The sequence below is a fragment of the Saccharothrix sp. AJ9571 genome, from assembly GCF_021725495.1.
GTDB lineage: Bacteria > Actinomycetota > Actinomycetes > Mycobacteriales > Pseudonocardiaceae > Amycolatopsis > Amycolatopsis magusensis.
This window is the reverse complement of record NZ_CP091382.1, coordinates 3,535,838-3,560,314: the sequence shown is the minus strand read 5'-3', so window position 1 is coordinate 3,560,314 and position 24,477 is coordinate 3,535,838. Positions and strand designations below refer to the sequence as shown.

Sequence of the window (24,477 nt, the reverse complement as noted above, 5' to 3'; positions counted from 1 at the left end):
CCTGCCCCGGACCGGCGGACGGCGGACGTGACGTCGGATTCCCGCCAGTCGGGGCACCCGCCCGGTGGCACGATCGAGCCATGACCATCGCGCCCGAAGCGCCGACCACCGTGAGCCTCTGGCGGGACACCGAACGCTGCTACCGCGCGGTCGCCTCCCGCGACGCGCGGTTCGACGGGCAGTTCATCATGGCCGTGCGCACCACCGGCATCTACTGCCGCCCGTCCTGCCCGGCGAACACGCCGAAACCGCAGAACGTGCGCTTCTACCCGACCTCAGCAGCCGCCCAGTCCGGCGGTTACCGCGCCTGCCGCCGCTGCCTGCCCGACGCCGTGCCCGGCTCACCCGAGTGGAACGTGCGCGCCGACCTCGCTGCCCGCGCGATGCGGCTGATCGCCGACGGCACCGTCGAGCGCGAGGGCGTGCCCGGCCTCGCCAGCCGCCTCGGTTACTCGGAACGCCAGCTCGGCCGCGTGCTCACCACCGAACTCGGCGCCGGTCCGCTCGCGCTCGCCCGCGCCCACCGCGCGCACGCCGCCCGCCTGTTGATCGAGATGTCCGCGATGCCGCTGACCGACGTCGCCTTCGCCGCCGGGTTCGCCAGTGTCCGCCAGTTCAACGACACCATCCGCGAGGTCTTCGCCGCGACGCCCTCCCAACTTCGGGCCGCTCGCCCACGTCAGGACGCCGACGCCGCCGGTATGCGGCTCTCGCTGCGGCTCCCGTACCGGCCACCGTTCGACGCCGACGGCCTGCTCGCCTTCTTCGCCCAGCGCGCGGTCCCCCTGGTCGAGCACGCCGGACCCCGGACCTACGCCCGTGCCCTGCGTCTCCCCCACGGTCCCGGCACCGTGCACCTCACGCCCGAACCCGACCACGTCCACTGCGACCTGAACCTCGCCGACGTCCGCGACCTCAGCAGCGCCGTCACCCGCGTGCGCCGCCTCTTCGACCTCGACGCCGACCCGCAGGCGATCGGCGAGGTGCTCGCCGCCGATCCGGCGCTGGCTCCCGTCTACGACCCCGGTATGCGCGTCCCTGGCGCCGCCGACGGCCACGAGCTGGTCATCCGCGCCATGCTCGGGCAGCAGATCTCCGTCGCCGCCGCGCGGACCGCCGCGGGCAGGCTCACCGCCGAACTCGGCGACCCGATGCCCGACGCCCAGCGCACCGACGAGCTGACCAGGCTCTTCCCCACCGCGCAGGTGATCGCCGAACACGGCCGCGAGGTGCTGCGCGGGCCGCGTCGCCGGATCGAGGCCATCTGCGGGGTCGCCGAAGCGCTCGCGTCCGGCGAAGTGACTGTCCACGTTGGACGGATCTGTGCCGAACTCCGCGCGGACCTCCTGGCTCTGCCCGGAATCGGCCCGTGGACCGCCGACTACGTGCTGATGCGCGTGCTCGGCGCGCCCGACGTACTGCTCACCGGGGACGTCGCCCTCCGCAAGGGTGCGGTCGCGCTGGGCCTGCCCGGTGACCCCGCCGCGTTGAGCGAACGCGCTTTGCCTTGGCGCCCTTGGCGTTCCTACGCCGGCATGCACCTGTGGCGGGCGTCAGCCGGCGTGTAGCGCGAGCGTCGAACCGGAGCGCGCCTTCCGCACCTTGAGCCGTGTCGGGATGCGCTGGCGCAGTTCTTCCACGTGTGACACCAGCCCGACCACGCGCCCACCGGCCCGCAGCTCGTCGAGCACGTTCATCACCACGTCCAGCGTCTCGGCGTCGAGCGTGCCGAAGCCCTCGTCGATGAACAGCGTGTCCAGCAGCGCGCTGCCGGTCTGCGCGGCGACCACGTCCGCCAAGCCGAGCGCCAGTGCGAGCGAGGCCAGGAAGGATTCGCCGCCGGACAGGGTTTTCGCCGGGCGGACCGTGCCGGAGAAGTCGTCGAGCACGTCCAGCCCAAGGCCACCGCGGGTGCCGCGGGCGCCAGCGGCGTCCGAGTGCACGAACGAGTACCGGCCCTGGCTCATCGTGCGCAGCCGGGCCGTCGCGGCCAGCGCGACCTCCTCCAGCCGCGCGGCCAGCACGTACGACCGCAGCGAAATCTTCCGCGCGTTCTGCCCGCGGCCGTTGACCACGTCGGTCAGCGCGTCCAGCTCGGCCGCTTCCTCCTCCGCGGGCGCGAGCTTGCGCAACGCGGCGTCGAAGCGGGTGCCCAGCGAGGCGAGGTCCTCGGCGATCCGCGCGGCGGCCCGATGCGCGGCCACGGCCGTCTCGACCTGCGTAGACGCCTGTTCCAGCGCTGCCCGTGCCGCGTCGAGGTCGACCACCTCGTCGCCGGTGATACCCGCCAGCTCCGGCTCGGTCAGCGTCGACTGGGCGACTGCCGCCGCGCGGTCCGCCTCGACCAGCGCCTCGTCCAGCCGCGCGATGTCGGCGTCGTCGCGGACCGCGCTCAGCGCCTTCTTCACCGTCTTGAACTCCGCGCGGCGCAGGACTTCGGCGACCGTCTCGCGTTGCTCGGCCAGCCGCTCCTCGGCGACCGCGACCGCCGCCCGCACCTCGGCCAGTTCCTCGATCGCCTTGACCCGCGCGAGCAAGGCGGCCCGGCGCGCGGCGACGTCCTCGTACTCCTTGCGGGCTTCTTCCAGCCGCTGACCGCGTTCGGCGACGGTCACCGCGAGCGCTTGCTGCTCGGCCTCCGCCTTCGCCGACTCGCGTTCGGCCGCGGCCCGTTGCTCGGTCAGCCGCTCGATCTCGGCGGCCAGCCCGCGCTGTTCCTGCTCCAGGCGTTCGCGGTGTTCGGCCAGCTCGGCGAGTTCCGCGACATTCGCCCTGACCTCGGTCAACTCCGTGGCGAGGTCCTCCGCGGTGCGGCCGAGCAACGCCTCGCGCAGCGCGCCGAGCCGGGTTTCGGCCTGGTGACGGGCTTCGACGACACGCTGACGCTCGGCATCGGCCGCACGCTCGGCATCGGCGGCGGCGCGTTCCTCGGCCTCACCGACCTGCTGGCGCCCGGCGAGCGCGGGCGCCGGGTGCTCGGCGGAACCGCACACCGGGCACGGGTCGCCGTCGCCGAGCTTCGCCGCCAGCTCGGCAGCCATGCCGCTGAGCCGCCGTTCCCGCAGGTCCAGCAGCCGACTACGGGCCTCCTGGTGCAGGTCGACGGCCTTGGCCTGCACCTCGATCGCGGCACGGACGGCTGCCTCCGCGGCCGGGATCCGGTTCGCCGAAGCGACAGCGCGGGCCAGCTCGTCGGCACGGGCCTGCGCGCCGTCCAGCTTCGCGGCGGCCTGGGTCGCCGCTTCGACCCGCGACCGCAGTTCCTCGGACCGGGCGGGCATGGTCGAGAGCTTGAAGCCCAGCGTTTTCGCCCGTGCGCTCGCCTGATCGGCCTGCACCGCGAGCCTGCCGAGGCGTGCCATGTCCCGTTGTTGCTGCTCGCCTTCCTCGACGAGTCCGGAGAGCGCGCCGGCCTCTTCGCGCAGTTCACCGGCTTCTTGTCGCAGCTCGGGCACGGTCGCCTTGGTGCGCGCAAGCGTTTGCGCACGCTGCTTGGCGGATTGCTGGACCTCCGCGAGCCGCTCCTTCAGCCGCTCCTCGGTGGCCACCGCTTCGGCGACCGGAATCGCCCGGCGCGCAGCCGCGATCTCGGCTGTCCAGCGCTTGCGCTCCGCCTCGCCTTCCTTCCACGACTGGAGGTTCGCCACCGCGACCCGCACCCGCCGCACCTGCTCGACGAACGTGCGGCCTTCCTGCAGGCGCTGATCGGCGGCCTCCCACGCCTTGCGGGCCGCCGTCTCGGCGGCGAACTCCCGCGCCACATCGGCATTGGCTCTCTCACGCAGTTCCGCGGCCCAGGTGGAGGTGATCTCCTCGGGCACCTCGACACCGGCGGCCTGTGACAGGCGCGCGACCCATTCCCGCACGGTCTGACGGCGGATCTCCAGTTCCCGCATGCGTTCCTGCCGCAGGTTCCGGAACCACGCCTCGACGTCCGAGAAGCGCTTGGTGCCGAAGAGCCGCTCCAGCAGTTGCTCGCGTTCGGCTGTGTCCGCACGCAGGAAGCGGGCGAATTCGCCCTGCGGCAGCAGCACCACCTGGAAGAACTGGTCCGCGCTCATGCCGAGCAGCCGCTGCACGGTCCGCGCGACCTCGTCGATGCGAGTGAGCCCCTCGGCCGGATGCCCCGGCGGGGATTCGCCGACCCAGGTCAGCGAGCACTTGGCGCGCTGCCTCGTCGTTCCGTCGCCGCTCCTTTTAGGACGGTCGTATTCGGGGCTGCGCACCAGCCGCAGCCGCTGCCCCTGCACGGTCACCTCGAGCACGACCTCGGTCAGCTGCTCGGCTTCGGCGAGTTCGCAACGCAGTTTCTTGGCTTCGTTGCGGGCACCGGGCACCACGCCGAACAACGCGAACGCGACCGCGTCCAGCAGGGTGGTCTTCCCGGCGCCGGTGTCGCCGTGCAGGAGGAAGAGGCCGTCGGCACCGAGGGCGTCGAAGTCCACCACCTCGCGGCCCGCGAACGGGCCGAAGGCGGCGACTTCCAGCCGGTGCAGCCTCATAGTTCCGGGCCCACCGCCTCGAGCTTGCCCGCTTCCTCCAGCGCGCGGGTCAGCAGCGCCTGTTCGGATTCGTTGGGCGCGGCGCCGCGGCAGTCGGCGACGAAGGTGGACGCGATCTCCAGGTCCGACCGGCCGCGGATGGCTTCGGAGTACTTGAGTTCACCGGTGGCGCGACCGCCTTCCGGCTCCCATTCCAGGTGCACGGCGTAGGCGAACCTGGTGCGCAGCTTGCGCATCGCGTCGATCGGGCGGACTTCGTCGGTCAGCGTGACCGAGAGGTAGCACTCTTCGACCTCTTGGTGCGCGGGCGATTCGAGCAGCTCTTGGAGCTTTCCGCGCAGGGTCGCGAGCTTGCGCGGCACGGGCAGTTCGTGGCGGCGGACTTCGGCGAGCCCGTCGGCATCGAGTTCGACCAGCCACACGGATTTCCGTTGCTGCGACTCGGAAAACGAGTACGCGAGCGGGCTGCCGGAGTACCGCAGGTGCTCGGCGAGGACCTGCGGACCGTGCAGGTGCCCGAGCGCGACGTAGTCCACGCCGTCGAACACCGAACCGTCGACGTCTTCGACGCCGCCGACGGCGATGGTGCGCTCGGAATCAGTGGGCGCGGCACCGCTGACGAAGGCGTGCGCGAGCACGATGGACCGCGTTCCGGCGGGCCGGGTGGCGAGGTCTTCGCGAATCCGGCGCATGGCTTCGGTGAGCACGCCGGTGTGGCCCTTCGCGTCCGGCACACCCAGTGCGTGCCGCGCCGGTTCCGGCTCCAGGTAAGGGATTCCGTAGCAGGCGATGGGCCCGTGGTCGTCTTCGAAGAGGACCGGTTCGTGCAGGGCTTCGATGGTGGTGCGCAGGTACAGCCCGCCCGCGGCGGCGAATCCGGCGAAGGCGCCCAGGCGGGCGGCGGAATCGTGGTTGCCCGGGGTGAGCACCACGCGGGCGCCCGCCTCGCGGATCAGTTCCAGCCCGCGCGTGGCGGCCCGCACGGCCTCGGCGGACGGCACCGCGCGGTCGTACACGTCCCCGGCGACGAGCACGACGTCCACCGCCTCGGCCGAGACCAGCTCGGCGAGGTGGGCCAGTACCGCTTCCTGCTCGGCCAGCAGGTCGGTGCCGTGGAAGGTGCGCCCGACGTGCCAGTCCGAGGTGTGCAGGACCTTCATGTTGCTCAAGTTAAGCGCTGCCTCCGCGAAGACCGGGGACCTGTCGTGGGCGTGTCACCGCCCGGATTCTGTCGGTGGGGTCGGCCATGATGGGCACAGACCCCTTCGACCGGAGAACTGAGGAGTGTGCTTGCGGTGACCACGGTGATCACCACGGCGGCCGTCGCCGTCGCACTGGTGCTCGCGATCGGGATCGCCCTGGTCTGGCGGCTCTACACGGACAGCGTGCGGCGCGCGGACGCGGCGGTCGGGCAGATCGACGCCGAGCGCAAGCGCGTGGACGCGCAGCAGGCCGCGCTGCGCCGCTACGAGGTCGCGTTCGCCTCCATCAGCGGGCGCGGTGAGCTGGGCGAACAGGTGCTGGCGGAAACGGCGAAGGCGCTGGGCCTGCGCGAAGGGCTGCACTTCACGCTGCAGACCGACCTGGCCGGTGGCGGGGCGGCGAAACCGGACATGGTGCTGCGGGTCGGCGGCGACCGGACGGTGCCGGTGGACGCCAAGGCGAGCATGGCGTGCTGGGCCGAAGCGGTGGAGACCGACGATCCGGCGGAACGGCTGGACGCGCTGCGGGTGCACGTGCGCAACCTGCGGTCGCGGGCGGCGGAGCTGGCCGGGAAGGGTTACGCGCGCTGGGCGGACGCGATCTACGGCACGATCATGTTCGTCCCGTCGGACGCGGCCGTGGTCGCCGCGCTGGACACCGATCCGGAGCTGTTGCGCTGGCTGCTGGACCGGCGGGTGTTCATCTGCGGGCCGACCGGGTTCGCGGTGCTGGCGTCCTCGGCGTTGTTCGCGGTGACCGAGACGGCGCTGGCCGAGGACGTGGAGCTGGTGCGGGAGGCCGCCGCGTCGGCGCACCGGGCGGCGGGCGGGGCGATCGACGCGCTGAACCTGTCGAGCACGCACCTGCAGCGGTTCGTCTCGGCGCGGCGGCGGGAGCTGGAAGCGCTCGAGGGCTTCCGGGCCGCGGTCACCCCGCTGACCGAGGCCTCGGCGAGTCCGGCGCCGGTGCCGGCGATCCGGCGTGGGGAGGAGTTCGCCTAGACGCTGATCAAGACGCTCCGGGTTCGAGGAGAGGCCTGGGTCACCTCGCGGTGGCGCACGCATTCGCCCTGATGGCGGCATTGTCGATCACCCGATGACGCCGGTTGGCCCAGCGGGCTGAGACAGTGGTGGCATTCCACCCGTGACCACGGGATACGGTGTGCCTGTGACCGCTATACGCGATCGGCAGAGCGACCCTGACGCCGACGACGACTTCTACGTGCCCTGGGACGAGCTTCCCGTCGTGGGTACGCGACGAGGTCTGCCGTGGTGGGGCGCGGTGCTGCTGGGCTTCGGGCTGGCCGCGCTCGGCGCGGTGGCCAGCCTGCAGATCACGGACAACCTGGAACTGATCTTCCAGGGCGCCTACTTCGTGGGCGCGGTCGGTGCGGTCGCGGCGGTGCAGCGGAGAAGCCTGTTCGGCCCGATGGTGCAGCCGCCGCTGATCCTGGCCGTCACCGTGCCCGCCGCCCTGCTGTTCTCGGGCACGCCGACGAGCGGGGACAAGTTCTCCACCGCGCTCGCGATCGCGACGCCGCTGATCAACGGCTTCCCCACGATGGCCATCACCACCGGCGCGGCGCTGGCGCTCGGCTTCTACCGGATCTTCCGCGAGCGCGACCCGGACCCGGCGATGAAGCCGGTGAAGTCCGGTAAGTCCGCTGCGTCCGGGAAGTCCGGGAAGTCGGCGGCGAGCAAGGAGCCGCGCCCGGCCGAAGCCGCGCGGCCGCCGGCCAAGCCCCGCTCACGCCCCGCCGACGATGACGCCCCCGCTCCCCGTCGCCCCGCGCGCCCAGCCACCGGTGGCGCCACCCGGGACAGGGACGCCGCGCGCGACTCCGCTCGCTCCCGGGAAACCCCTCCGCGACGCCCAGCCAGCGGCGGCGCAAGCAGCGCCGGTGGCACCGGTGCCGTACGCCGCCGCCCAGCCGACGACCCGCCACGCCGCCGGGAACCACTCGACCGTGAACCCCGAAAGCGCACCCCACCCCCCACCGACGGCAAACCGGCGCGCCGCACCCCTCCCCCACCCCGCACCGACGCCCCTCAAGACCGCACCGGCCGCCCACCCGGCCGTCGCACCCCACCACAACGCCCCCGCCCCTGGGACGAAGACCGCGACTAACCCCCACCTACCGGCCCCAGGCAAGCCCACCCCCACGCCACGCCCCCAAACCCACACTCAGGCACCCGAACCCCACACTCACGCACCTGAACCCCACGTTCAGGCACCCGAGCCCAACGTTCAGGCAGCCGAGTCCCACACTCGCGCACCCGAGCCCACGCCCAGGCAGCCGAACCTCACGTTTAAGCACCCGGGCCCCACGCTCACGAGCATGAGCCCCCTCAGGCAGCCGCGAACCTCACGTTCACGCAGCCGAAGCCCGCATTCGGGTAGCCGAGCCTCACACTCAGGCAGCCGAGTCCCACACTCGCGCAGCCGAACCCCACATTCGAGCCGAGTTCCACACTCGCGAGTCCGGCCCCCGCGTTGAGGCAGCCCGAACTCACATTCGAGCAGCCGAGCCCCGCACCCGGGCCGCATACAAGGGCAGGCCCACGCTGCCCAGAACGAGGAACTCGCCCGGCGTCTAACGCCCCCGGCGAGTCCCACATTCACGCAGCCGAACTCCACACACTCGCGAGCCCGGATCCTGCATCCAGACAGCCGAACCCCACGTTCGGACAGCCCCGTCGCACGTTCAGGCAGCCGAGTCCCACGCTCGCGGACAAGTTCCGAACGTGGGCTTCAGCTGCTTGAACGTGGGGCTCATTTACCTGAACGTGGCACTCGGCTGCCTGAGTGTGGAGTTCGGGCGTCTGAATGTGGGGTTCGGCTGCGTGAGCGTGAGGTCGGCTGCCTGGATGTACCGGGCGGCCGAGGCACACGCGCGGACAGCCAGGTCTTGCGCCCAGACGGCTCAGTCCCACCGTCGGACAATCCAGTCACCTGGGCCTCAGACGGGAGTGGGGCGCCCAGACCGCACACCGCGTCCACCCATCCCTCTCCATCCCCGGTCCGAAGCCAAAAACACGGCGGGGCTTGGGTTGTCAAGGCACGCTTTCCCGCCTTGACAACCCAAGCCCCGCCGTAGTCACACTGAAAAGCCGGGGTGGCCCGCCCCGAACTATCGCGACCCGTGCAACGCGGCGTCCGCCCTACCCAACCGGTCGCCGGCGGTCTTCGCCTGGTGCCAGTGCGGATAGATCAGGTCCGGCGCGCTCACGGAGTCCAAAGTGGACACCTCGTCAGGCGACAACCGCAGTGAGGCGGCGGCCAGGTTGTCTTCGAGCTGCGAGTCCTTCCGCGCCCCGATCACCAGGGTGCTCACCGCCGGCCGGGTCAGCAGGTACGCCAGGGCGACCTGCGCCGCCGAGACGCCGTGCGCCTCCCCGATCGAGATCAGCACCTCGATCGTGTCGTACAGGCGTGACTCGTTCCGCACCGGCGGCTCGTCCCACGCGCTCAGGTGCCGGCCTTCCTCCGCCGAACTCCCCCGCCGGTACTTGCCCGAGAGCAAGCCACCGGCCAGCGGGCTCCACACCATGATCCCCAGCCCCTGGTCCACCGAAAGCGGCACGAGTTCGTACTCCGCGTCCCGGCTTTCCAGCGAGTAGTAGATCTGGTTGCTCACGAACCGCTGGTACCCCCGCGCGTCCGCCACCGACAGCGCCTTCATCAGCTGCCAGCCCGCGTAGTTCGACACCCCCAGGTAACGCACCTTCCCCGACCGCACCAGCGTGTCGAGCGCCTCCAGCGTCTCCTCCAGCGGCGTCTGACCGTCCCACTCGTGCACGTGGTAGATGTCGATGTGGTCGGTCCGCAGCCGCCGCAGGCTCGCCTCGGCCTGCGTGATGATGTGGTGGCGCGAAAGCCCCGCGTCGTTCGGGCCGTCACCCATGCCCATGCGGACCTTCGTCGAGATCAGCACCTGGTCACGGCGGCCTTCGAGCACCTCGCCGACGATCTCCTCCGACGCCCCGGTCGAGTACACGTTGGCCGTGTCGACCAGGTTGACCCCGGCATCGAGGCACAGGTCGACCTGCCGCCGCGCGCCGTCCACATCGGTGTCCCCGACGTTCGCGAACACGCCGCCACCGCCGAAGGTCATCGTGCCCATCGTCAGCACCGAGACCCGCAGCCCGGACCGGCCCAGCTGGCGATACTCCATCGAGCGTCCTCCCGATTTCCGTTGCCCCTCAAGGCGAACCTAACCGGGAACGCGGCCTAGCGCACGGTGCTGCGCAGCTCCTTCGGCAGCGAGAAGGTGATCTTCTCGTTGGCCGTGGTGACCTCGTCGACGTCGCCGTAGCCGCGTTCGGCCAGCCAGTCGAGCAGGTTCATCACCAGCGTGTCCGGCACCGAAGCGCCGCTGGTCACGCCGACCGTGGTGACCCCGGCCAACCAGGACTCGTCCACCTCGTGCGCGAAGTCGACCAGGTGCGCGTCCTTCGCCCCGGCCTTCAGCGCCACCTCGACCAGCCGCTTCGAGTTCGACGAGTTGGTCGAGCCGACCACGAGCACCAGATCGCACTCCGGCGCCAGCGCCTTCACCGCGACCTGCCGGTTCGTGGTGGCGTAGCAGATGTCGTCGCTGGGCGGGTCGGAGATCTCGGGGAACCGCTCGCGCAGCTGGTCCACCCGTTCCATCGTCTCGTCCACGCTCAGCGTGGTCTGGGACAGCCAGATCACCTTGGACGGGTCACGCACGGTGACCTTGTCCACGTCCTCCGCGGTGTCGACCAGCTGGACGTGCTCGGGTGCCTCACCCGCGGTGCCCTCGACCTCTTCGTGCCCCTCGTGGCCGATGAGCAGGATGTCGTAGTCGCTGTTGGCGAACCGGTTGACCTCTTTGTGCACCTTGGTCACCAGCGGGCAGGTGGCGTCGATGGTGCGCAGGTTGCGGTTCGCGGCTTCGGCGTGCACCGCGGGCGAGACGCCGTGCGCGGAGAACACCACGAGCGCGCCCTCGGGCACCTCGTCCGTCTCGTCGACGAAGATCGCGCCGCGCTCACGCAGCGTTTCGACCACGTGCCGGTTGTGCACGATCTCCTTGCGCACGTACACCGGCGGGCCGTGCAGTTCCAGCGCCTTCTCCACGGCGATCACCGCGCGGTCGACCCCGGCGCAGTAACCACGTGGTTTGGCGAGCAGCACGCGCTTGCCGTCACGGGGCTTGATCGGGACGATTTCGGCGGGCTCGGTACCTGGAGTCGCTGAGTCCATGCCACCAGGGTACGGGTAGCGCCCCTGTGCCCGGGGTCACGCGTGGGTCCTTCCGCTGGTCCGTTGGAGTACGCCGAACAACACACAGAGTTGGGCAAGACGGGCTAGGTACGGCACGCTGTACGGCATGAAGCCACTCCCGCTCCCGCTGCGCGTCGCGGCGGGCCTCGCGGTGACGACCGTAGAGCGGGCTCGCGAACTGCCGCGGCAGCTCACCGGCCTCCCGGTCACCGTCGCCAGCCAGGTACTCCAGTTCTCCATGCGCGTCCAGCAGCACGTCACCGAGCTGGCGATCAAGGGGGACGACGTGCTGTCCACCCTTCGCCCGGTCGAGGAGTCGCCCAGCTGGGCCACCTTCGACGAGGACCTGCCGGACGAGCCCTCGCGCAACGGCCACCGCACGCCCGCGCCGGAACCCGAAGCCGAACCGGCCGCGGCTAAGACCGTGGAAGCGGAAATCGCGGAAGACCCGTGGGCCGCCGAAGAACGGGCGATCGTCGAGGAAGCGGGCCCGGCCGGGGTCGTCGGTTACGACGAGCTGACCCTGCCGCAGCTGCGCGCGCGCCTGCGCCGGTTCTCCGCCGAAGAGGTCGAGGAACTGCTCGCCTACGAGCGCGCGCACCAGAACCGGTCCTCGTTCACCGGCATGCTGGCCCGGCGGCTCGGCAACCTCCAGCAGCCCGGCGACGGCGGCCAGTGAGCGAAACCGCGGCTCGCGAGGTTTCGACCGCGGAGAACCCCTGGCCGGTGCGCACGGTGGCGCGCAAGATCGGCGACTGGATCCACCGCCTCGGCGCCGTCTGGGTGGAGGGCCAGGTCACGCAGATCTCCGCCCGTCCCGGCACCGGGACGGCCTTCCTCACGCTGCGCGACCCGGCGGCGGACGTGTCCATGTCGGTCACCTGCCCGATGGGCCTGCTCCGCACGCTGGAACCGCCGCCGCGTGAGGGCGCGAGCGTGCTGGTCAACGCGCGACCGGCGTACTTCTTCGGCCGCGGCACGCTGAGCCTGCGCGCGAGCGAGATCCGCATGGTCGGCATCGGCGAGCTGCTCGCGCGGATCGAGCGCCTGCGCCGCTTGCTCGCCGCCGAGGGCCTGTTCGCCCCGGAACGCAAGCGACGGCTGCCGTTCCTGCCCCAGGGCATCGGGCTGATCACCGGGCGCGCGTCGGCGGCCGAGCACGACGTGCTGGTCAACGCGCACGCCCGCTGGCCGGGCGCCCGGTTCCGGGTGATCAACACCGCCGTCCAGGGCGCGCTCGCGGTGCCCGAAATCCTCGACGCACTGTCCATTTTGGAGCGGGACAAGGAGATCGAGGTGATCGTGATCGCCCGCGGCGGCGGCAGCGTGGAGGACCTGCTGCCGTTCTCGGACGAGGCGCTGTGCCGCGCGGTCTCGGCCGCCCGCAAGCCGGTGATCAGCGCGATCGGCCACGAGCCGGACACCCCGCTGCTCGACCACGTCGCCGACGTGCGCTGCTCCACGCCCACCGACGCGGGCAAGCGCGTGGTCCCCGACGTGCGCGAGGAGAGCGAGCGCGTGCGGCAGATGCGCGATCGCGGCCGCCGCGCGCTGCACGGCTGGGTCGACACCCAGCGCCGCCTGCTCGACCAGTTGCGCAGCCGTCCGGCGCTGGCCGATCCGCTCGGGCCGATCACCCGGCGCGCCGACGAGGTGGAGATCCAGCGCCAGCGCGGCCGCCGGGAGATCCTGTCCACGCTGACCAGAGAACAAACCGCGCTGACCGCCGCGCGCGCCCGGTTGACCGCGCTCGGTCCGGCGGCGACCCTTGAACGGGGTTACGCGGTCGTGCAGTTCTCCGATGCGGCGGGCAACCTCGGGGTACTCCGATCGGTCTCTGAAGTGTCGGAAGGCGCCGAGGTCCGGATCCGCGTCGGCGACGGTGCGCTCCGCGCGGTGATCACGGATGGCGGAGAGGAGGGGTAGCCGTGCTCGAACCACGGGCGAACGAGTTCCTGCCCCTGACCAGCGGCGCTGCCGCCAGGGCAGGCGCCGGGGCCGTGCTGCTCCGCGCGCAGGAGGCGGACGTGGCAGCCGGCGCGTGCTGGACGGCGCTGATCGCCGGGTGCGCGAACGCCGGGCAGTGGGGGCTGGCGCCGCGGCTGCGGCAGCTGTCCGAGGCGACTTCGCTGTACGTCGGCACCCGTTGGTGGTCGACCGACGGCGCGTCACACCGCAATCGGGTGGCGGGCGCGCAGTGCCAGATCGAGGACGCGATCGCCGAGGGTGACGGCCAGGAGTTCGCGAAGGCCTTCAGCGACTACGACAACGCGATGGCCAGCGCGGTAGTCTGCGGCGGACGTCGTCGAGCGGAGAAGCAGGCACAGTGACCGAAGAACTCGGCTACGAGCAAGCGCGCGACCAATTGGTCGAAGTGGTGCGCGACCTGGAGGCCGGCGGGCTGTCCCTGGAGCAGTCGCTGGCGCTGTGGGAGAAGGGCGAGAAGCTCGCCAAGGTCTGCGAGCGCCACCTGGACGGCGCGCGCGAGCGGGTGGAGGCCGCGCTGGCCTCGGTGGAGAACGGCACCGAAACCGCCGAAAAGGGCAACGCTGGGTGAGGAACCCCATGCTCGCGGGTACCCGGTGTGCTGCCGGTATCTGAGAGGATGACCGGGCGACTGGACGACCCTGGAGGCAACATGTCCAACCCCAGCCAGCCCACCGATGCGACGCGCCGTGGGGAGGCGCCCGACCGCAACCTGGCCATGGAACTGGTCCGGGTGACCGAGGCCGCCGCGATGGCGGCCGGGCGCTGGGTCGGCAAGGGCGACAAGAACGGCGGCGACGGCGCGGCGGTGGACGCCATGCGCCAGCTGGTCGGCACGGTGTCCATGCGCGGCGTGGTGGTGATCGGCGAGGGCGAGAAGGACGAAGCCCCGATGCTCTACAACGGCGAAGAGGTGGGCAACGGCGACGGGCCCGACTGCGACGTCGCGGTGGACCCGATCGACGGCACCACGCTGATGGCCAAGGGCATGCCGAACGCGCTCGCGGTGCTCGCGGTCGCCGAACGCGGCGCGATGTTCGACCCGTCCGCGGTGTTCTACATGGAGAAGCTGGCCGTCGGGCCGGAGGCCGCGGGCCTGGTCGACCTGGCCGCGCCGGTCGCGGAGAACATCCGGCGCGTGGCGCAGGCGAAGAACAGCGGCGTGTCCGACGTGACGGTGTGCATCCTGGACCGGCCGCGCCACGAAGGGCTGATCAAGGACGTGCGCGCGGCGGGCGCCCGCATCCGGTTCATTTCGGACGGTGACGTGGCGGGCGCGATCGCCGTCGCCCGGCCGAACACCGGCGTGGACATGCTGCTCGGCATCGGCGGCACGCCCGAGGGCATCATCGCGGCGAGCGCGCTCAAGTGCATCGGCGGTGAGCTGCAGGGCCGGTTGTGGCCGAAGGACGACGAGGAGCGCGAGAAGGCGATCGGCGCCGGGCACGACCTGGACCGGGTGCTCTCCACCGACGACCTCGTCCAGGGCGACAACGTGTTCTTCTGCGCCACCGGCGTCACCGACGGCGACCTGCTGCGCGGCGTGCACTACCGCGCGGGCGGCGCGACCACCCAGTCGATCGTGATGCGGTCGAAGTCCGGCACGGTCCGGATGATCGACGGGTACCACCGGCTGACGAAACTGCGCTCGTATTCGTCGGTCAACTTCGACGGTCACCTCGATGACGCCGACGAGCTCGACGTGGTGCCGCCGCTGCCGTGATCAAGCGCGTCGCCGCCGTACTGGCCGCCGTCCTCCTCGCCGCCGCACCGGCTTCCGCCGTGGAGCCCTACATCGTCGGCGGGGTGGCGGCCGACCAGCCGTACCCGTTCATCGTTTCGCTGCAGTCGAGCTCCGGGAAGCACAACTGCGGTGCGTCGCTGATCGCGCCGGAATGGGTGCTCACGGCCGCGCACTGCGTGGACGGGCGCAGCCCCGGGATGCTCAAGGTGCGGATCGGCAGCAACGACCACACGCTGGGCGGCGAGGCGATGCTCGTGGCCGCGGTGGTGGTGAGCCCGGAGTACGACCCGGACGGTGCGCGCGGCGACATCGCCTTGGTGCGCCTGAGTTCCCCGGCTGTGGCGACACCGGTCCCGCTGGGCGTGGCCGCCGCGCCGGGCACCGCGACGCGGCTGCTCGGGTGGGGGCAGACGTGCGCGCAGCTGGGGTGTGGGAGCAAGCCGACGGTGTTGCAGCAGCTGGACACCTCGATCGTGGCGCCGGAGAAGTGCGCCGCGGTGCCGTTCGACGGCGCGGTGGAGCTGTGCACCGACAACCCGGGTGGCACGGCGGGCTCGTGCTACGGCGATTCGGGCGGGCCGCAACTGGCCAAAGTGGACGGCAAGTGGGTGCTGCTGGGCGTGACCAGCCGCCCCGGCAACGATTCCGACGTCTGCGGCACGGCCCCGTCGATCTACACCTCGGCGATCGCTTACTCGGCGTGGATCACGCAGCAGGTGACACCACCACCGCCGGCCCCAGAACCGACGCCCACGCCGACCCCCGCTCCCACACCTACGCCCACACCAGAACCGACGCCCACCCCAGCCCCTTCGTCGACGACGACCCCAGCCCCTGCGCCGACGACCCCACCCCCGCCACCGGCGCCCTAGGCAAACGCTATGAGTGGGGCATTACTAGCGTTCAATGCAAGTAATGCCCCATTCATAGCATTCGCCGGGGGGTCACTCGGCGTTGCTGGAGTGGCCGGGGAACAGGTGTGCGTCGGGGTTCAGGGCGACGGCGATGTTGTTCACCGCGGTGGCCGCTTCGCCGAAACCGGTGGCGATCAGCTTCACCTTGCCCGGGTACGCGGCGACATCGCCCGCCGCGTAGACGCGGGCTTTCGCGGTCGCCATGGTCGAATCGACCGAGATGGCGCGGTGGTCGATTTCCAGGCCCCAGTTCTCGATCGGCCCCAGGTCCGCGGTGAACCCGAGCGCGGCGATCACCGACTGCGCCGGCAGCACCTCCGTCCCGCCGCCCTTCACCTCGACGGTGATCTCGCCGAGCGCGCCATCGCCGGTGTCGCGCAGTTCCGTCACTTCGGCGTCGGTGATGATCCGGATGCCGAGTTCGCGCGCCTGCCGCACGATCGACTCCACCGCCCGGAACCGCGCGCGCCGGTGCACCAGCGTGACGCTCCGCGCGATCGGGTGCAGCGCGAGCACCCAGTCGAACGCCGAGTCGCCCCCGCCGACCACGACCACGTCCTGGTCCTCGTGCGCACGCAGCGAAGGCACGAAGTGCACCATCCCGCGCCCGAGCCAGCCATCCCCGGCGGGCAGCGGGCGCGGGGTGAACTCGCCGATGCCCGCGGTGATCAGCACCGCGCCGGTGCGCAGCGTCTCACCGCCGTCGAGCACGACCTCCAGCCCGTCGTCCACGTGCCTGAGGTGCTCGGCCTTGCGCCCCAGCAGGTACGACGGCTTCCACTGCGCGGCCTGCTCGACCAGCGAGTTGACCAGGTCCCTCCCGCGCACCGCGGGGAACCCGGCCACGTCGTAGATCATCTTCTCCGGGTACATCGCGGTCACCTGGCCGCCGGCCTCGGGCAGCGAGTCGATCACGGCGGTGGTCAACCCGCGGAAACCGGCGTAGTACGCGGCGAACAGGCCGGTCGGCCCGGCACCGATGATCGCCAGGTCCACGGTCGAATCGGGCACGCTCATCCTGAAGAATCCCTCCGCCGTGCGTGGTGGTGTGTCGGCAGTCACACGCCACCCTAGTGCGAAAGACCACTCCGCAGGCCCGCTCCACCTGGGCCAGACTGGGGTCATGCCTGAACAGGAATTCCGCATCGAGCACGACACGATGGGCGAAGTGAAGGTGCCCGTCGACGCGCTGTACCGCGCCCAGACCCAGCGGGCCGTGGAGAACTTCCCGATCTCCGGCCGTGGCCTGGAGCGCGCCCAGATCCGCGCGCTCGGCCTGCTCAAGGCCGCGACCGCGCGGGTGAACGCCCGGCTCGGCGTGCTCGACGAGGACCTCGCGGGCGCGATCGCCGCCGCCGCCGACGAGGTGGCCGACGGAAGGCACGACGCGCACTTCCCGATCGACGTGTTCCAGACCGGTTCCGGCACCTCGTCGAACATGAACGCCAACGAGGTCATCGCGACGCTGGCCACCCGCGCGCTCGGCCGCGACGTGCACCCGAACGACCACGTCAACGCCTCGCAGTCGTCCAACGACACCTTCCCGACCACCATCCACGTCGCTGCCACGGAAGCCGTGCTCTCCGACGTCATCCCCGCTCTCGAACACCTCGCGGGCACCATCGAGGGCCGGGCGGCGGAGTGGGCGGACGTGGTCAAGTCCGGCCGCACGCACCTGATGGACGCCGTGCCGATCACGCTCGGGCAGGAGGCCGGGGCGTGGGCCGCGCAGGTGCGCTTCGGCGTCGAGCGGCTGCGTTCGGGCCTGGACCGCCTCGGCGAACTGCCGATCGGCGGCACCGCGGTCGGCTCCGGCCTCAACGCGCCGGACGGCTTCGGCGCCGCGGTCGCGGCCGAGCTCGCCGAGGTGACCGGCCTGCCGCTGACCGAGGCCCGCGACCACTTCGAGGCGCAGGCCACCCAGGACGGCGTGGTGGAGATCTCGGGGCACCTGCGCACGGTCGCCGTCTCGCTGAACAAGATCGCGAACGACCTGCGCTGGCTGGGTTCCGGCCCGCGCACCGGGCTCGCCGAGCTGGCACTGCCGGATCTGCAGCCGGGCTCGTCGATCATGCCGGGCAAGGTCAACCCGGTGATCCCGGAGGCGACCCTGCAGGTGGTGGCGCAGGTGATCGGCAACGACGCGGCGGTGGCCTTCGCCGGTGCGCAGGGCAACTTCCAGCTCAACGTGAACCTGCCGGTGATCGCCCGCAACGTGCTGGAGTCCGCGCGCCTGCTCGCCGCGGTCTCGCGGCTGCTGGCGGACAAGGTGTTCGCCGGGATCACCGTGAACGCCGACCGGGCACGTGAGTACGCCGAGGGTTCGCCGTCGATCGTGACGCCGCTGAACAAGTACATCGGCTACGAAGAGGCGGCGGCCGTGGCGAAGCAGGCGCTCAAGGAGCTGAAGACGATCCGCGAGGTGGTCATCGAACGCGGTTACGTCGCCGACGGCAAGCTCACCGAAGCGCAGCTGGACGAGGCACTCGACGTGCTCCGGATGGCGCGCGGCGGCAAGTAGTCACCCCACGCGGCGGCGCAGGCCGATCAGCACGCCGAGGCCGACCAGTCCGACGCCTGCCAGGTCGGCCGGCTCCAGCCGCTGGGCGCCGAGCAGCACGGCGACCAGCAGGCCGGAGACGGGCATGACGCCGATCAGCACCCCGGCGCGGTCGGCGCCGAGCACGGACACCGCGAAGTACCAGATGCCGAACGCGACCGCGGTGACGAGCACGGCCAGCACCAGCAAGGCGCCGAGCTGCCTCGCGTCGGGCAGCCGCCAACTCTCCACGAAGGTCGAGAGCAGGGCACTGCCCGCGGCCGCCGCGAGGCAGCTCCACGCCGAGGTGGCCAGCGGCCCGAGCCGCTTCACCAGGCCGACCGCGAAGAGGGTGAAGCAGGCCTCGCAGAGCATCGCGAGCACGGCCAGCACGAGTCCGGTGCCGGTGGCGCCGCCGCCGCCGGTGAGCACCACGACCCCGCTGACCGCCAGCACCGCACCGAAGATCGGCGCGGCCGACGGTTGCCTGCGCGCGAGCAGCGGGGCCACCACCGCCAGCACCAGCGGACTGCCGCCGAGCACCGCGGCCACCAGCCCGGGCTCGGCGTAGCGCTGGGCGTAGAGCAGGCAGGCCTGGAAGCCGACCATGCCGGTCGCGGCCAGCGCGAGCAGCGCGGGCAGGTCCGTCCACTTCGGAATGGGCAGTGGCCGGCGGCGCAGGCCGAACCAGGCGAGCAGGAGCAGCCCGGCCAGCCCGTACCGGAGGGCCTGGCCGAGCAGGAGCGGGTAGCCGTCGAGCATGCCGGTGACCGGCACCGAGCCACCGACGATCGCCGCGGTGGTCACCCCGGCGACGATGCCCAGCCGATCGCGGGCCGGCGCCATCGTTGTTGTCATGCCGCCCAGCTTGATCACCGAGCGGCCCAGTCGACAGGACCACTTCCAGGCCGCTTACTTGGACCACAGAGCGCCGCTCTCCACCCGGTGCTCTGCTCTCCAGTCGGAGCACTGGATCTAGGTGACCCGTGCTCCGCTACGCGATCACCGCTCTCCTCGGACACAAATGTGGCTTTGGGGGCCGATTCCGCCCCCAAAGCCACATTCGTGACATCGCCGGGGCTCTGGAGATACTGGGTGGCATGAGCGAGGCGGCCCGTGTCCGATAGTGCACTGCGGGAGTTGCTGCTCCCGGCCATCGACGCGGGTGGACGGCCCGGCAAGGCCGCCGAGTCCGCGCTGCGCGAGGCGATCCGTTCGGGCAGGCTGCCCGCGCACACCCGGTTGCCGTCGAGCCGCGACCTCGCCACGCAGCTCGGGTTGGCCCGCGGCACGGTGATGGCGTTCTACGCGCAACTGGTCGCCGAGGGCTATCTGTTCGCCGAGCGCGGTTCCGGCACCCGCGTCGCACCGATCGGCGGCGGGCAGGAAACCCGCGCCACCACCGAAGCGTCCGCACCCGCCTGGCGTTACGACCTCAAGCCCGGCCTGCCCGCGCTCGGCGCCTTCCCCCGCGCGGAATGGCTTGCCGCCGAACGAGAAGCGCTGAATTCGCTGCCGGACGCGGGTCTCGGCTATCCCGACCCGGCCGGGCTGCACGAACTGCGCGTGGAACTGGCGAGCTACCTCGGCCGCGTCCGCGCGCTGCCGACCACACCCGACGACCTCGTGATCACCAGTGGTGCGGCGGAAGCCCTGTCCCTGCTGACGACCGTGCTGCACCGACGCGGCGACCGGCGGATCGCGGTCGAGGATCCCAGCCACCTCGGGCAGGCGGATCTGCTCACCTCCCACGGCCTCGAACCGGTCGGCGTACCGGTCGACGAGGACGGCATCGACATCAGCAAGCTCACCGAGCCCGGCTGCGGTTCGGTGCTCGTGACGGCCGCGCACCAGTTCCCGCTCGGCATGGCGCTGCACCCGGCAAGGCGCCGCGCGCTGCTGGCCTGGGCCGAGCGGACCGGCGGATTGGTCATCGAGGACGACTACGACGCCGAACACCGCTACGACCGGCCCGCCCTCGGCGCCATCCGCGCGCTCGACCCCACTCGCGTGGCCTACATCGGCAGCGTGAGCAAGGTGCTCATCCCCGCGTTGCGCATCGGCTGGCTGGTGTTGCCGCCGAACCTGCGCGAAGAGGTCGTTCTGACGAAGATGCGGCACGACCTCGGCTGCGCGCCCCTGCCGCAGGCCGCGCTCGCGCGGATGTTGCGCTCCGGCGGTTACGACCGGCACCTGCGGCGCACGCGGCGGCTCTACCGCCAGCGCCGGGACGCGTTGCTCGACGCGCTCGCCACCGCACTGCCTTCGTGGCGCCCGGTGGGCATCGCGGCCGGGTTGCACGTGGTGCTCCGGCTGCCCGACGGCACGGACGACACCGAGGTGCACCAGGCACTGGCGGCACGCGGCATCCACGCACCGGCGCTCTCCGGCTACGCCCATTCCGCCGCAGGGCGCCCGTTTCCCGGACTGGTACTGGGATACGCGGCATCCTCACCGGACCGGTTGCGCGCGGTGGTCGCCGAAATAGCCGAGGTCGCCAACGGCCGGAGCGCCTGAGCGCGCGAATTGTCGGGGGTCGACCGCACAATGGGCGGATGTTGCTCGCCGACGCCGTGCAGGCCTCCGCCGCGCTCACCGCGACGCGATCTCGCAAGACGAAGATCGCCACGCTGGCCGAAGTGCTGCGCGCGGCCGAGCCCGGCGAGCTGGGGCCGGTGGTCGGTTTCCTCACCGGGCAGCTGGTGCAGGGCCGGATCGGCGTCGGGTGGCGTTCGCTCGCCGGGCTCGGCGTCACCCCAGCCGAGCAGCCCGTGCTGACCATCGCCGAGGTGGACCGGCGGCTCACCGAGATCGCCGAGTTCACCGGTGCCGGGTCGACCAAGCCCAGGTCGGCGGCGTTGCAGGCGTTGTTCGGCAACGCCACCGAGGAGGAGCAGCAGTTCCTCGTCCGGCTGATGACCGGGGAGCTGCGTCAGGGCGCCCTCGAAGGGGTGATGGTCGACGCCGTGGCGGCTGCCGCCGAGGTGCCGGGTGACGTGGTCCGCCGCGCGTTCATGCTGTCCGGGCGGCTCCCCGCGACGGCCGTGGCCGCGATGTCCGGTGGCGAAGCCGCGCTCGGCGAGTTCCGGCTGGAGCTGGGCAGGCCGATCCGCCCGATGCTCGCCTCCCCCGCCGAGTCGCTGGCCGAGGCCATCGCCGAGCACCCGAGCGCGCTGGTCGAGTACAAAATGGACGGTGCACGCATCCAGGTGCACCGCGACGGCGACGAGGTGCACGTCTACACCAGGACGCTGCGTGAGATCACCGGCTCGGTCGCCGAACTGGTCGACCTGGTGCGCGCGCTGCCGTGCGAATCGGTGGTGCTCGACGGCGAAACCCTGGCGCTCACCGACGACGGCAGGCCGCGGCCGTTCCAGGAGACGATGAGCCGGTTCGGCAGCACGCGTGACGAGCAGGTGCGCGCGCTGCTGCTGCGCCCGTACTTCTTCGACTGCCTCCACCTCGACGGCGAGGATCTGCTCGACGCGCCGTTGCGCGAGCGCAACGCGGCCCTGCGCAAGGTGGTCGGCGAGCACCTGATCCCCGGCGAAGTCGAGCCGGCCGATCCGGCGCGGCTGCTCGGCGATTCGCTGGCCGCCGGGCACGAAGGCGTGATGGTGAAGGACCTCGACTCGCCGTACGCGGCCGGCCGCCGCGGCAGCGCGTGGCTCAAGGTCAAGCAGGTGCACACGCTCGACCTCGTGGTGCTCGCCGCCGAGTGGGGCCACGGCCGCCGCACCGGCTACCTGTCGAACCTGCACCTCGGTGCCCGCGATCCCGACGGCGGCCCGCCGATCATGGTCGGGAAGACCTTCAAGGGACTGACCGACGAGCTGCTCACCTGGCAGACGGCGAAGTTCCAGGAACTCGAACGCGAGCGCGACGAGCGGACCGTCTACTTGCGACCGGAGCTGGTGGTGGAGATCGAGCTGGACGGCGCCCAGGTCAGCACCCGTTACCCGGGCGGGGTCGCGCTGCGCTTCGCCAGGGTGCTCCGGTACCGGCCGGACAAGGAAGCAGGTGACGCCGACACGATCGACGCCGTGCGTGCCACGCTCGCCTAGGCGCTCAGCGCCCGCCCGAGTTCGGTCGGCCCGTGCAACACCGAGCTCCCGAGCCGTCTGCTGTAGATGAGCCCGGCGTTGCGCAGGACCGTCGCGTGCTGGCTGGCGGACGCGGTCGACACGCCCAGCTCACGCGCGATTTCGGTGGTCGTCCGCCCACCGGCGGACTCCACGATGCAGCTGAGCACCTGCTGCCGCGTCGGCCCGATCAACGCGGCGATCGCGTCGGCCTCCACCTGCGGCTCGCTCCAGTTCGCCGCCACCGGGTACACCAGCACCGGCGGCAGGCCCGGGTCGCGCAGGCTGGTCGGCCGGGCGCGGCAGAAGGCCGAGGGCAGCAGCACCAGCCCGCGTTCGTCCAGCTCCAGGTCCTGCTCCACCGGGAAGTCGACCTCGAGCACCGGCGCCCGCCAGCGGGCGAACGGCGCGAAGGAGTCGAGCAGCCCTTCGACGCCCTGGTCGAGCAGGATCCGGTCGCGGACCATGCGCTCGGCCTCGAACATCGCTCGCAGCTGCCGCGAAACCGGCGCGATCGCCACCTCGTGGAACCGGGTCATCGCCCCGGCCAGCGGTCCCAGCCCGGTCTCCGCGACCCACTTCGTGTGCTCCCAGCGCTGATCGCCGAGCAGCCGCAGCTCGGCCTCGACCCGTTCGGCCGGGGTGTCGAGCAGCTTGCGCACCCCGTCGTCGAGCGTGGTCTCCCCGCGCGTCGGAGTGAGGAAGTCCGGGAAGTACCCGCGGGTGGGCAACACGGTGGCCAGCCGGTGCACCGCCTCCCGGCCACCGGGCACCTTGGCCACCTGGGCACCGGCCCAGCTCCGCCAGCCACCGAGCGTGGCCGAGTTGTCCGCGACGCGGAGCCGTTGCAGGCCGAGCGCCACGTTCCACAGTTCGTCGGGCTGCCGGGCGACGCGCACCCGCCCGAGATCAGCCGCCGACAGATGAATCCGCAGCATGCGTGCGTCTCCCTGTAGTCCGCTCAGGCCCGCTCACGGTATCCGGAGCGGCGCACGGGCGCACCTGTGAAGATCTTTCAGCCACGCACCCGGCGGAAGGCGTTCAGCGGGTCGCCGAGCCCGGCGTGCACCAGCGACCGCAGCGCCCCGCGCCGCACGTCGACCGGTTTGCCCGCGGCGATCCGGTGCATCTGCTGGGTGTGCCACTGCACCTCCAGCCAGCTGTCCGCCAGCTTGACCCCGGTCTTCGGGCACAGCCGCTCGGCGGTGATCTCCTCGCCGGCGAGCAGCCGAGCGGTCAGGTCCGGGGTGACCGTCAGCGGGCGGCCGAGGCCGATCACGTCCAGCGCGCCGAACCGCAGCGCGTCGGCCATGCCCTCGGCGGTGCTGAAACCGCCGGTGACCATCAGCGCGACGTCGGTGACCTTCCGCGCCTTGGTCGCGTAGTCGAGGAAGTAGGCCTCGCGGCGACCGGTGCTTTCCCCGCTCATCCCCATCATCGCGGCCTTCTCGTAGGTGCCGCCGGACACCTCCAGCAGGTCGATCCCCGCCTCGCCCAGCTCGCGCACCACGGCCAGCGACTCCTCCTCGGTGAAGCCGCCGCGCTGGAAGTCCGCGCTGTTCAGCTTCACCGAAATCGGCACCGCGTCCCCGATCGCGGCCCGCACCGCGCGCACCACTTCCAGCAGGAACCGGCTGCGCTGCTGGCCCCAGACGTCGGTGCGCCGGTTGGTCAGCGGCGACAGGAACTGCGACGCCAGGTAGCCGTGCGCGGCGTGCACCTGGACCCCGGCGAACCCCGCTTCGACGAAGGTGAGCGCGGACAGCGCGAAGCGGTCGATGATCGCCTCGATCTCGTCACCGGTCAGCTCGCGCGGCGGCACGAACACCGACCGGAGGCCGCGCGTCTCGAACGGCACCGCCGATGGCGCGACCGGCTGGCGCGAAAGGAACCGCGGGCTCTGCCTGCCGGGGTGGTTCAGCTGCACCCAGAGCTGCGCGTCGGTGCCGGTCACCGCGTCGGCCCAGGTGCGGTACTCCCCCGCGTCGGGCCGCACCGGCACGGAAACGTTGCGCGGCTCCCCGAGTGCGGACGGGTCGACCATCACGTTGCCGGTGCAGAGCAGGCCCCCGCCGCCGCGCGCCCACGTCCGGTACAGCTCGACCAGCTCGGCGGACGGCCGGTTGCGGCGGTCACCGAGCTGCTCGCTCAACGCCGACTTGGCGATCCGGTGCGGCAGTTCCGCGCCGCACCGCAGTTGAAGAGGCTCCGCGAGGAGTTCGACCGCACCCATGCCGGTCATTTAACGGGACGGTAG

General features: G+C 71.7%; 20 protein-coding genes. 12 read left to right on the top strand and 8 right to left on the bottom strand.

Going from position 1 to position 24,477, the window contains the following annotated elements; translation table 11 throughout:
* Positions 1-80 precede the first annotated feature (80 nt).
* A complete protein-coding gene (locus L3Q67_RS16145) occupies positions 81-1,568 on the top strand; it encodes a DNA-3-methyladenine glycosylase 2 (RefSeq protein ID WP_499190277.1) in 1,488 nt (495 codons plus the stop codon).
* On the opposite strand, the gene L3Q67_RS16140 is transcribed toward L3Q67_RS16145, so the two are convergent.
* Together L3Q67_RS16140 and L3Q67_RS16135 are read right to left on the bottom strand one after the other, a co-directional pair.
* A complete protein-coding gene (locus tag L3Q67_RS16140; RefSeq protein ID WP_499190276.1) occupies positions 1,554-4,502 on the bottom strand; it encodes a sbcc family protein in 2,949 nt (982 codons plus the stop codon). The genes L3Q67_RS16145 and L3Q67_RS16140 overlap by 15 nt on opposite strands.
* A complete protein-coding gene (locus L3Q67_RS16135; RefSeq protein WP_499190275.1) occupies positions 4,499-5,662 on the bottom strand; it encodes an exonuclease SbcCD subunit D in 1,164 nt (387 codons plus the stop codon). Before L3Q67_RS16135 ends, L3Q67_RS16140 begins: the two co-directional genes overlap by 4 nt.
* Positions 5,663-5,797: 135 nt before the next feature.
* Here L3Q67_RS16135 and L3Q67_RS16130 point away from each other — a divergent pair, with 135 nt between their 5' ends.
* Positions 5,798-6,706, top strand: coding sequence for a DNA recombination protein RmuC (locus tag L3Q67_RS16130; RefSeq protein ID WP_499190274.1), 909 nt, complete (start codon positions 5,798-5,800; stop codon positions 6,704-6,706).
* Positions 6,707-6,872: 166 nt separating this feature from the next.
* The gene (locus L3Q67_RS16125; protein WP_499190273.1) at positions 6,873-7,832 is read left to right on the top strand and encodes a DUF6542 domain-containing protein; all 960 of its coding nucleotides are present in this window, start codon (positions 6,873-6,875) and stop codon (positions 7,830-7,832) included.
* A gap of 1,003 nt (positions 7,833-8,835) precedes the next feature.
* Here the strand turns inward: L3Q67_RS16125 and L3Q67_RS16120 are convergent.
* Both L3Q67_RS16120 and L3Q67_RS16115 read right to left on the bottom strand, forming a co-directional pair.
* Positions 8,836-9,879 (bottom strand): aldo/keto reductase, encoded by a 1,044-nt coding sequence (locus tag L3Q67_RS16120; RefSeq protein WP_499190272.1) that lies wholly within the window; start codon positions 9,877-9,879, stop codon positions 8,836-8,838.
* 56 nt (positions 9,880-9,935) lie between these two features.
* Complete coding sequence (locus L3Q67_RS16115; protein WP_499190271.1) at positions 9,936-10,934, bottom strand: 4-hydroxy-3-methylbut-2-enyl diphosphate reductase; 999 nt, start codon at positions 10,932-10,934, stop codon at positions 9,936-9,938.
* Between the two features lie 127 nt (positions 10,935-11,061).
* Between L3Q67_RS16115 and L3Q67_RS16110 the strand changes: the two genes are divergently transcribed.
* From L3Q67_RS16110 to L3Q67_RS16085, 6 genes are all read left to right on the top strand, one after another.
* The gene (locus L3Q67_RS16110) at positions 11,062-11,634 is read left to right on the top strand and encodes a lipid droplet-associated protein (protein ID WP_499190270.1); all 573 of its coding nucleotides are present in this window, start codon (positions 11,062-11,064) and stop codon (positions 11,632-11,634) included.
* Positions 11,631-12,881 carry an exodeoxyribonuclease VII large subunit gene (gene xseA, locus L3Q67_RS16105; RefSeq protein ID WP_499190269.1) on the top strand — a complete coding sequence of 417 codons (1,251 nt, stop codon included), beginning with the start codon at positions 11,631-11,633 and terminating at the stop codon, positions 12,879-12,881. Before L3Q67_RS16110 ends, xseA begins: the two co-directional genes overlap by 4 nt.
* Before the next feature lie 2 nt (positions 12,882-12,883).
* Positions 12,884-13,285: a hypothetical protein gene (locus tag L3Q67_RS16100; RefSeq protein ID WP_499190268.1), complete on the top strand. Its 402-nt coding sequence runs from the start codon at positions 12,884-12,886 to the stop codon at positions 13,283-13,285.
* Positions 13,282-13,512, top strand: a complete 231-nt coding sequence (locus L3Q67_RS16095) for an exodeoxyribonuclease VII small subunit (RefSeq protein WP_499190267.1) — start codon at positions 13,282-13,284, stop codon at positions 13,510-13,512. Before L3Q67_RS16100 ends, L3Q67_RS16095 begins: the two co-directional genes overlap by 4 nt.
* A gap of 81 nt (positions 13,513-13,593) precedes the next feature.
* Positions 13,594-14,664 (top strand): fructose-bisphosphatase class II family protein, encoded by a 1,071-nt coding sequence (glpX, locus tag L3Q67_RS16090; RefSeq protein WP_499190266.1) that lies wholly within the window; start codon positions 13,594-13,596, stop codon positions 14,662-14,664.
* Positions 14,661-15,557 (top strand): S1 family peptidase, encoded by an 897-nt coding sequence (locus tag L3Q67_RS16085; protein ID WP_499190265.1) that lies wholly within the window; start codon positions 14,661-14,663, stop codon positions 15,555-15,557. Before glpX ends, L3Q67_RS16085 begins: the two co-directional genes overlap by 4 nt.
* 72 nt (positions 15,558-15,629) lie before the next feature.
* Here L3Q67_RS16085 and L3Q67_RS16080 read toward each other — a convergent pair whose 3' ends face one another.
* On the bottom strand, positions 15,630-16,616 hold the full coding sequence (locus tag L3Q67_RS16080; protein WP_499190264.1) for an NAD(P)/FAD-dependent oxidoreductase: 987 nt from the start codon (positions 16,614-16,616) through the stop codon (positions 15,630-15,632).
* A 106-nt stretch (positions 16,617-16,722) separates the two neighbouring features.
* Between L3Q67_RS16080 and L3Q67_RS16075 the strand changes: the two genes are divergently transcribed.
* Positions 16,723-18,120, top strand: a complete 1,398-nt coding sequence (locus tag L3Q67_RS16075; protein ID WP_499190263.1) for a class II fumarate hydratase — start codon at positions 16,723-16,725, stop codon at positions 18,118-18,120.
* On the opposite strand, the gene L3Q67_RS16070 is transcribed toward L3Q67_RS16075, so the two are convergent.
* Entirely contained in the window at positions 18,121-18,996 is an 876-nt protein-coding gene (locus L3Q67_RS16070; protein WP_499190262.1) for a DMT family transporter, read from the bottom strand.
* 258 nt (positions 18,997-19,254) lie between these two features.
* On the opposite strand from L3Q67_RS16070, the gene pdxR reads away from it, so the two are divergent.
* Positions 19,255-20,655: an aminotransferase-like domain-containing protein gene (pdxR, locus tag L3Q67_RS16065; RefSeq protein ID WP_499190261.1), complete on the top strand. Its 1,401-nt coding sequence runs from the start codon at positions 19,255-19,257 to the stop codon at positions 20,653-20,655.
* A 38-nt stretch (positions 20,656-20,693) separates the two neighbouring features.
* On the top strand, positions 20,694-22,202 hold the full coding sequence (locus tag L3Q67_RS16060) for an ATP-dependent DNA ligase (protein WP_499190260.1): 1,509 nt from the start codon (positions 20,694-20,696) through the stop codon (positions 22,200-22,202).
* On the opposite strand, the gene L3Q67_RS16055 is transcribed toward L3Q67_RS16060, so the two are convergent.
* Together L3Q67_RS16055 and L3Q67_RS16050 are read right to left on the bottom strand one after the other, a co-directional pair.
* The gene (locus tag L3Q67_RS16055; protein ID WP_499190259.1) at positions 22,199-23,158 is read right to left on the bottom strand and encodes an ArsR/SmtB family transcription factor; all 960 of its coding nucleotides are present in this window, start codon (positions 23,156-23,158) and stop codon (positions 22,199-22,201) included. The two genes, L3Q67_RS16060 and L3Q67_RS16055, sit on opposite strands and share 4 nt — an antisense overlap.
* 77 nt (positions 23,159-23,235) lie before the next feature.
* On the bottom strand, positions 23,236-24,462 hold the full coding sequence (locus L3Q67_RS16050; RefSeq protein WP_499190258.1) for an NADH:flavin oxidoreductase/NADH oxidase family protein: 1,227 nt from the start codon (positions 24,460-24,462) through the stop codon (positions 23,236-23,238).
* Positions 24,463-24,477 lie beyond the last annotated feature (15 nt).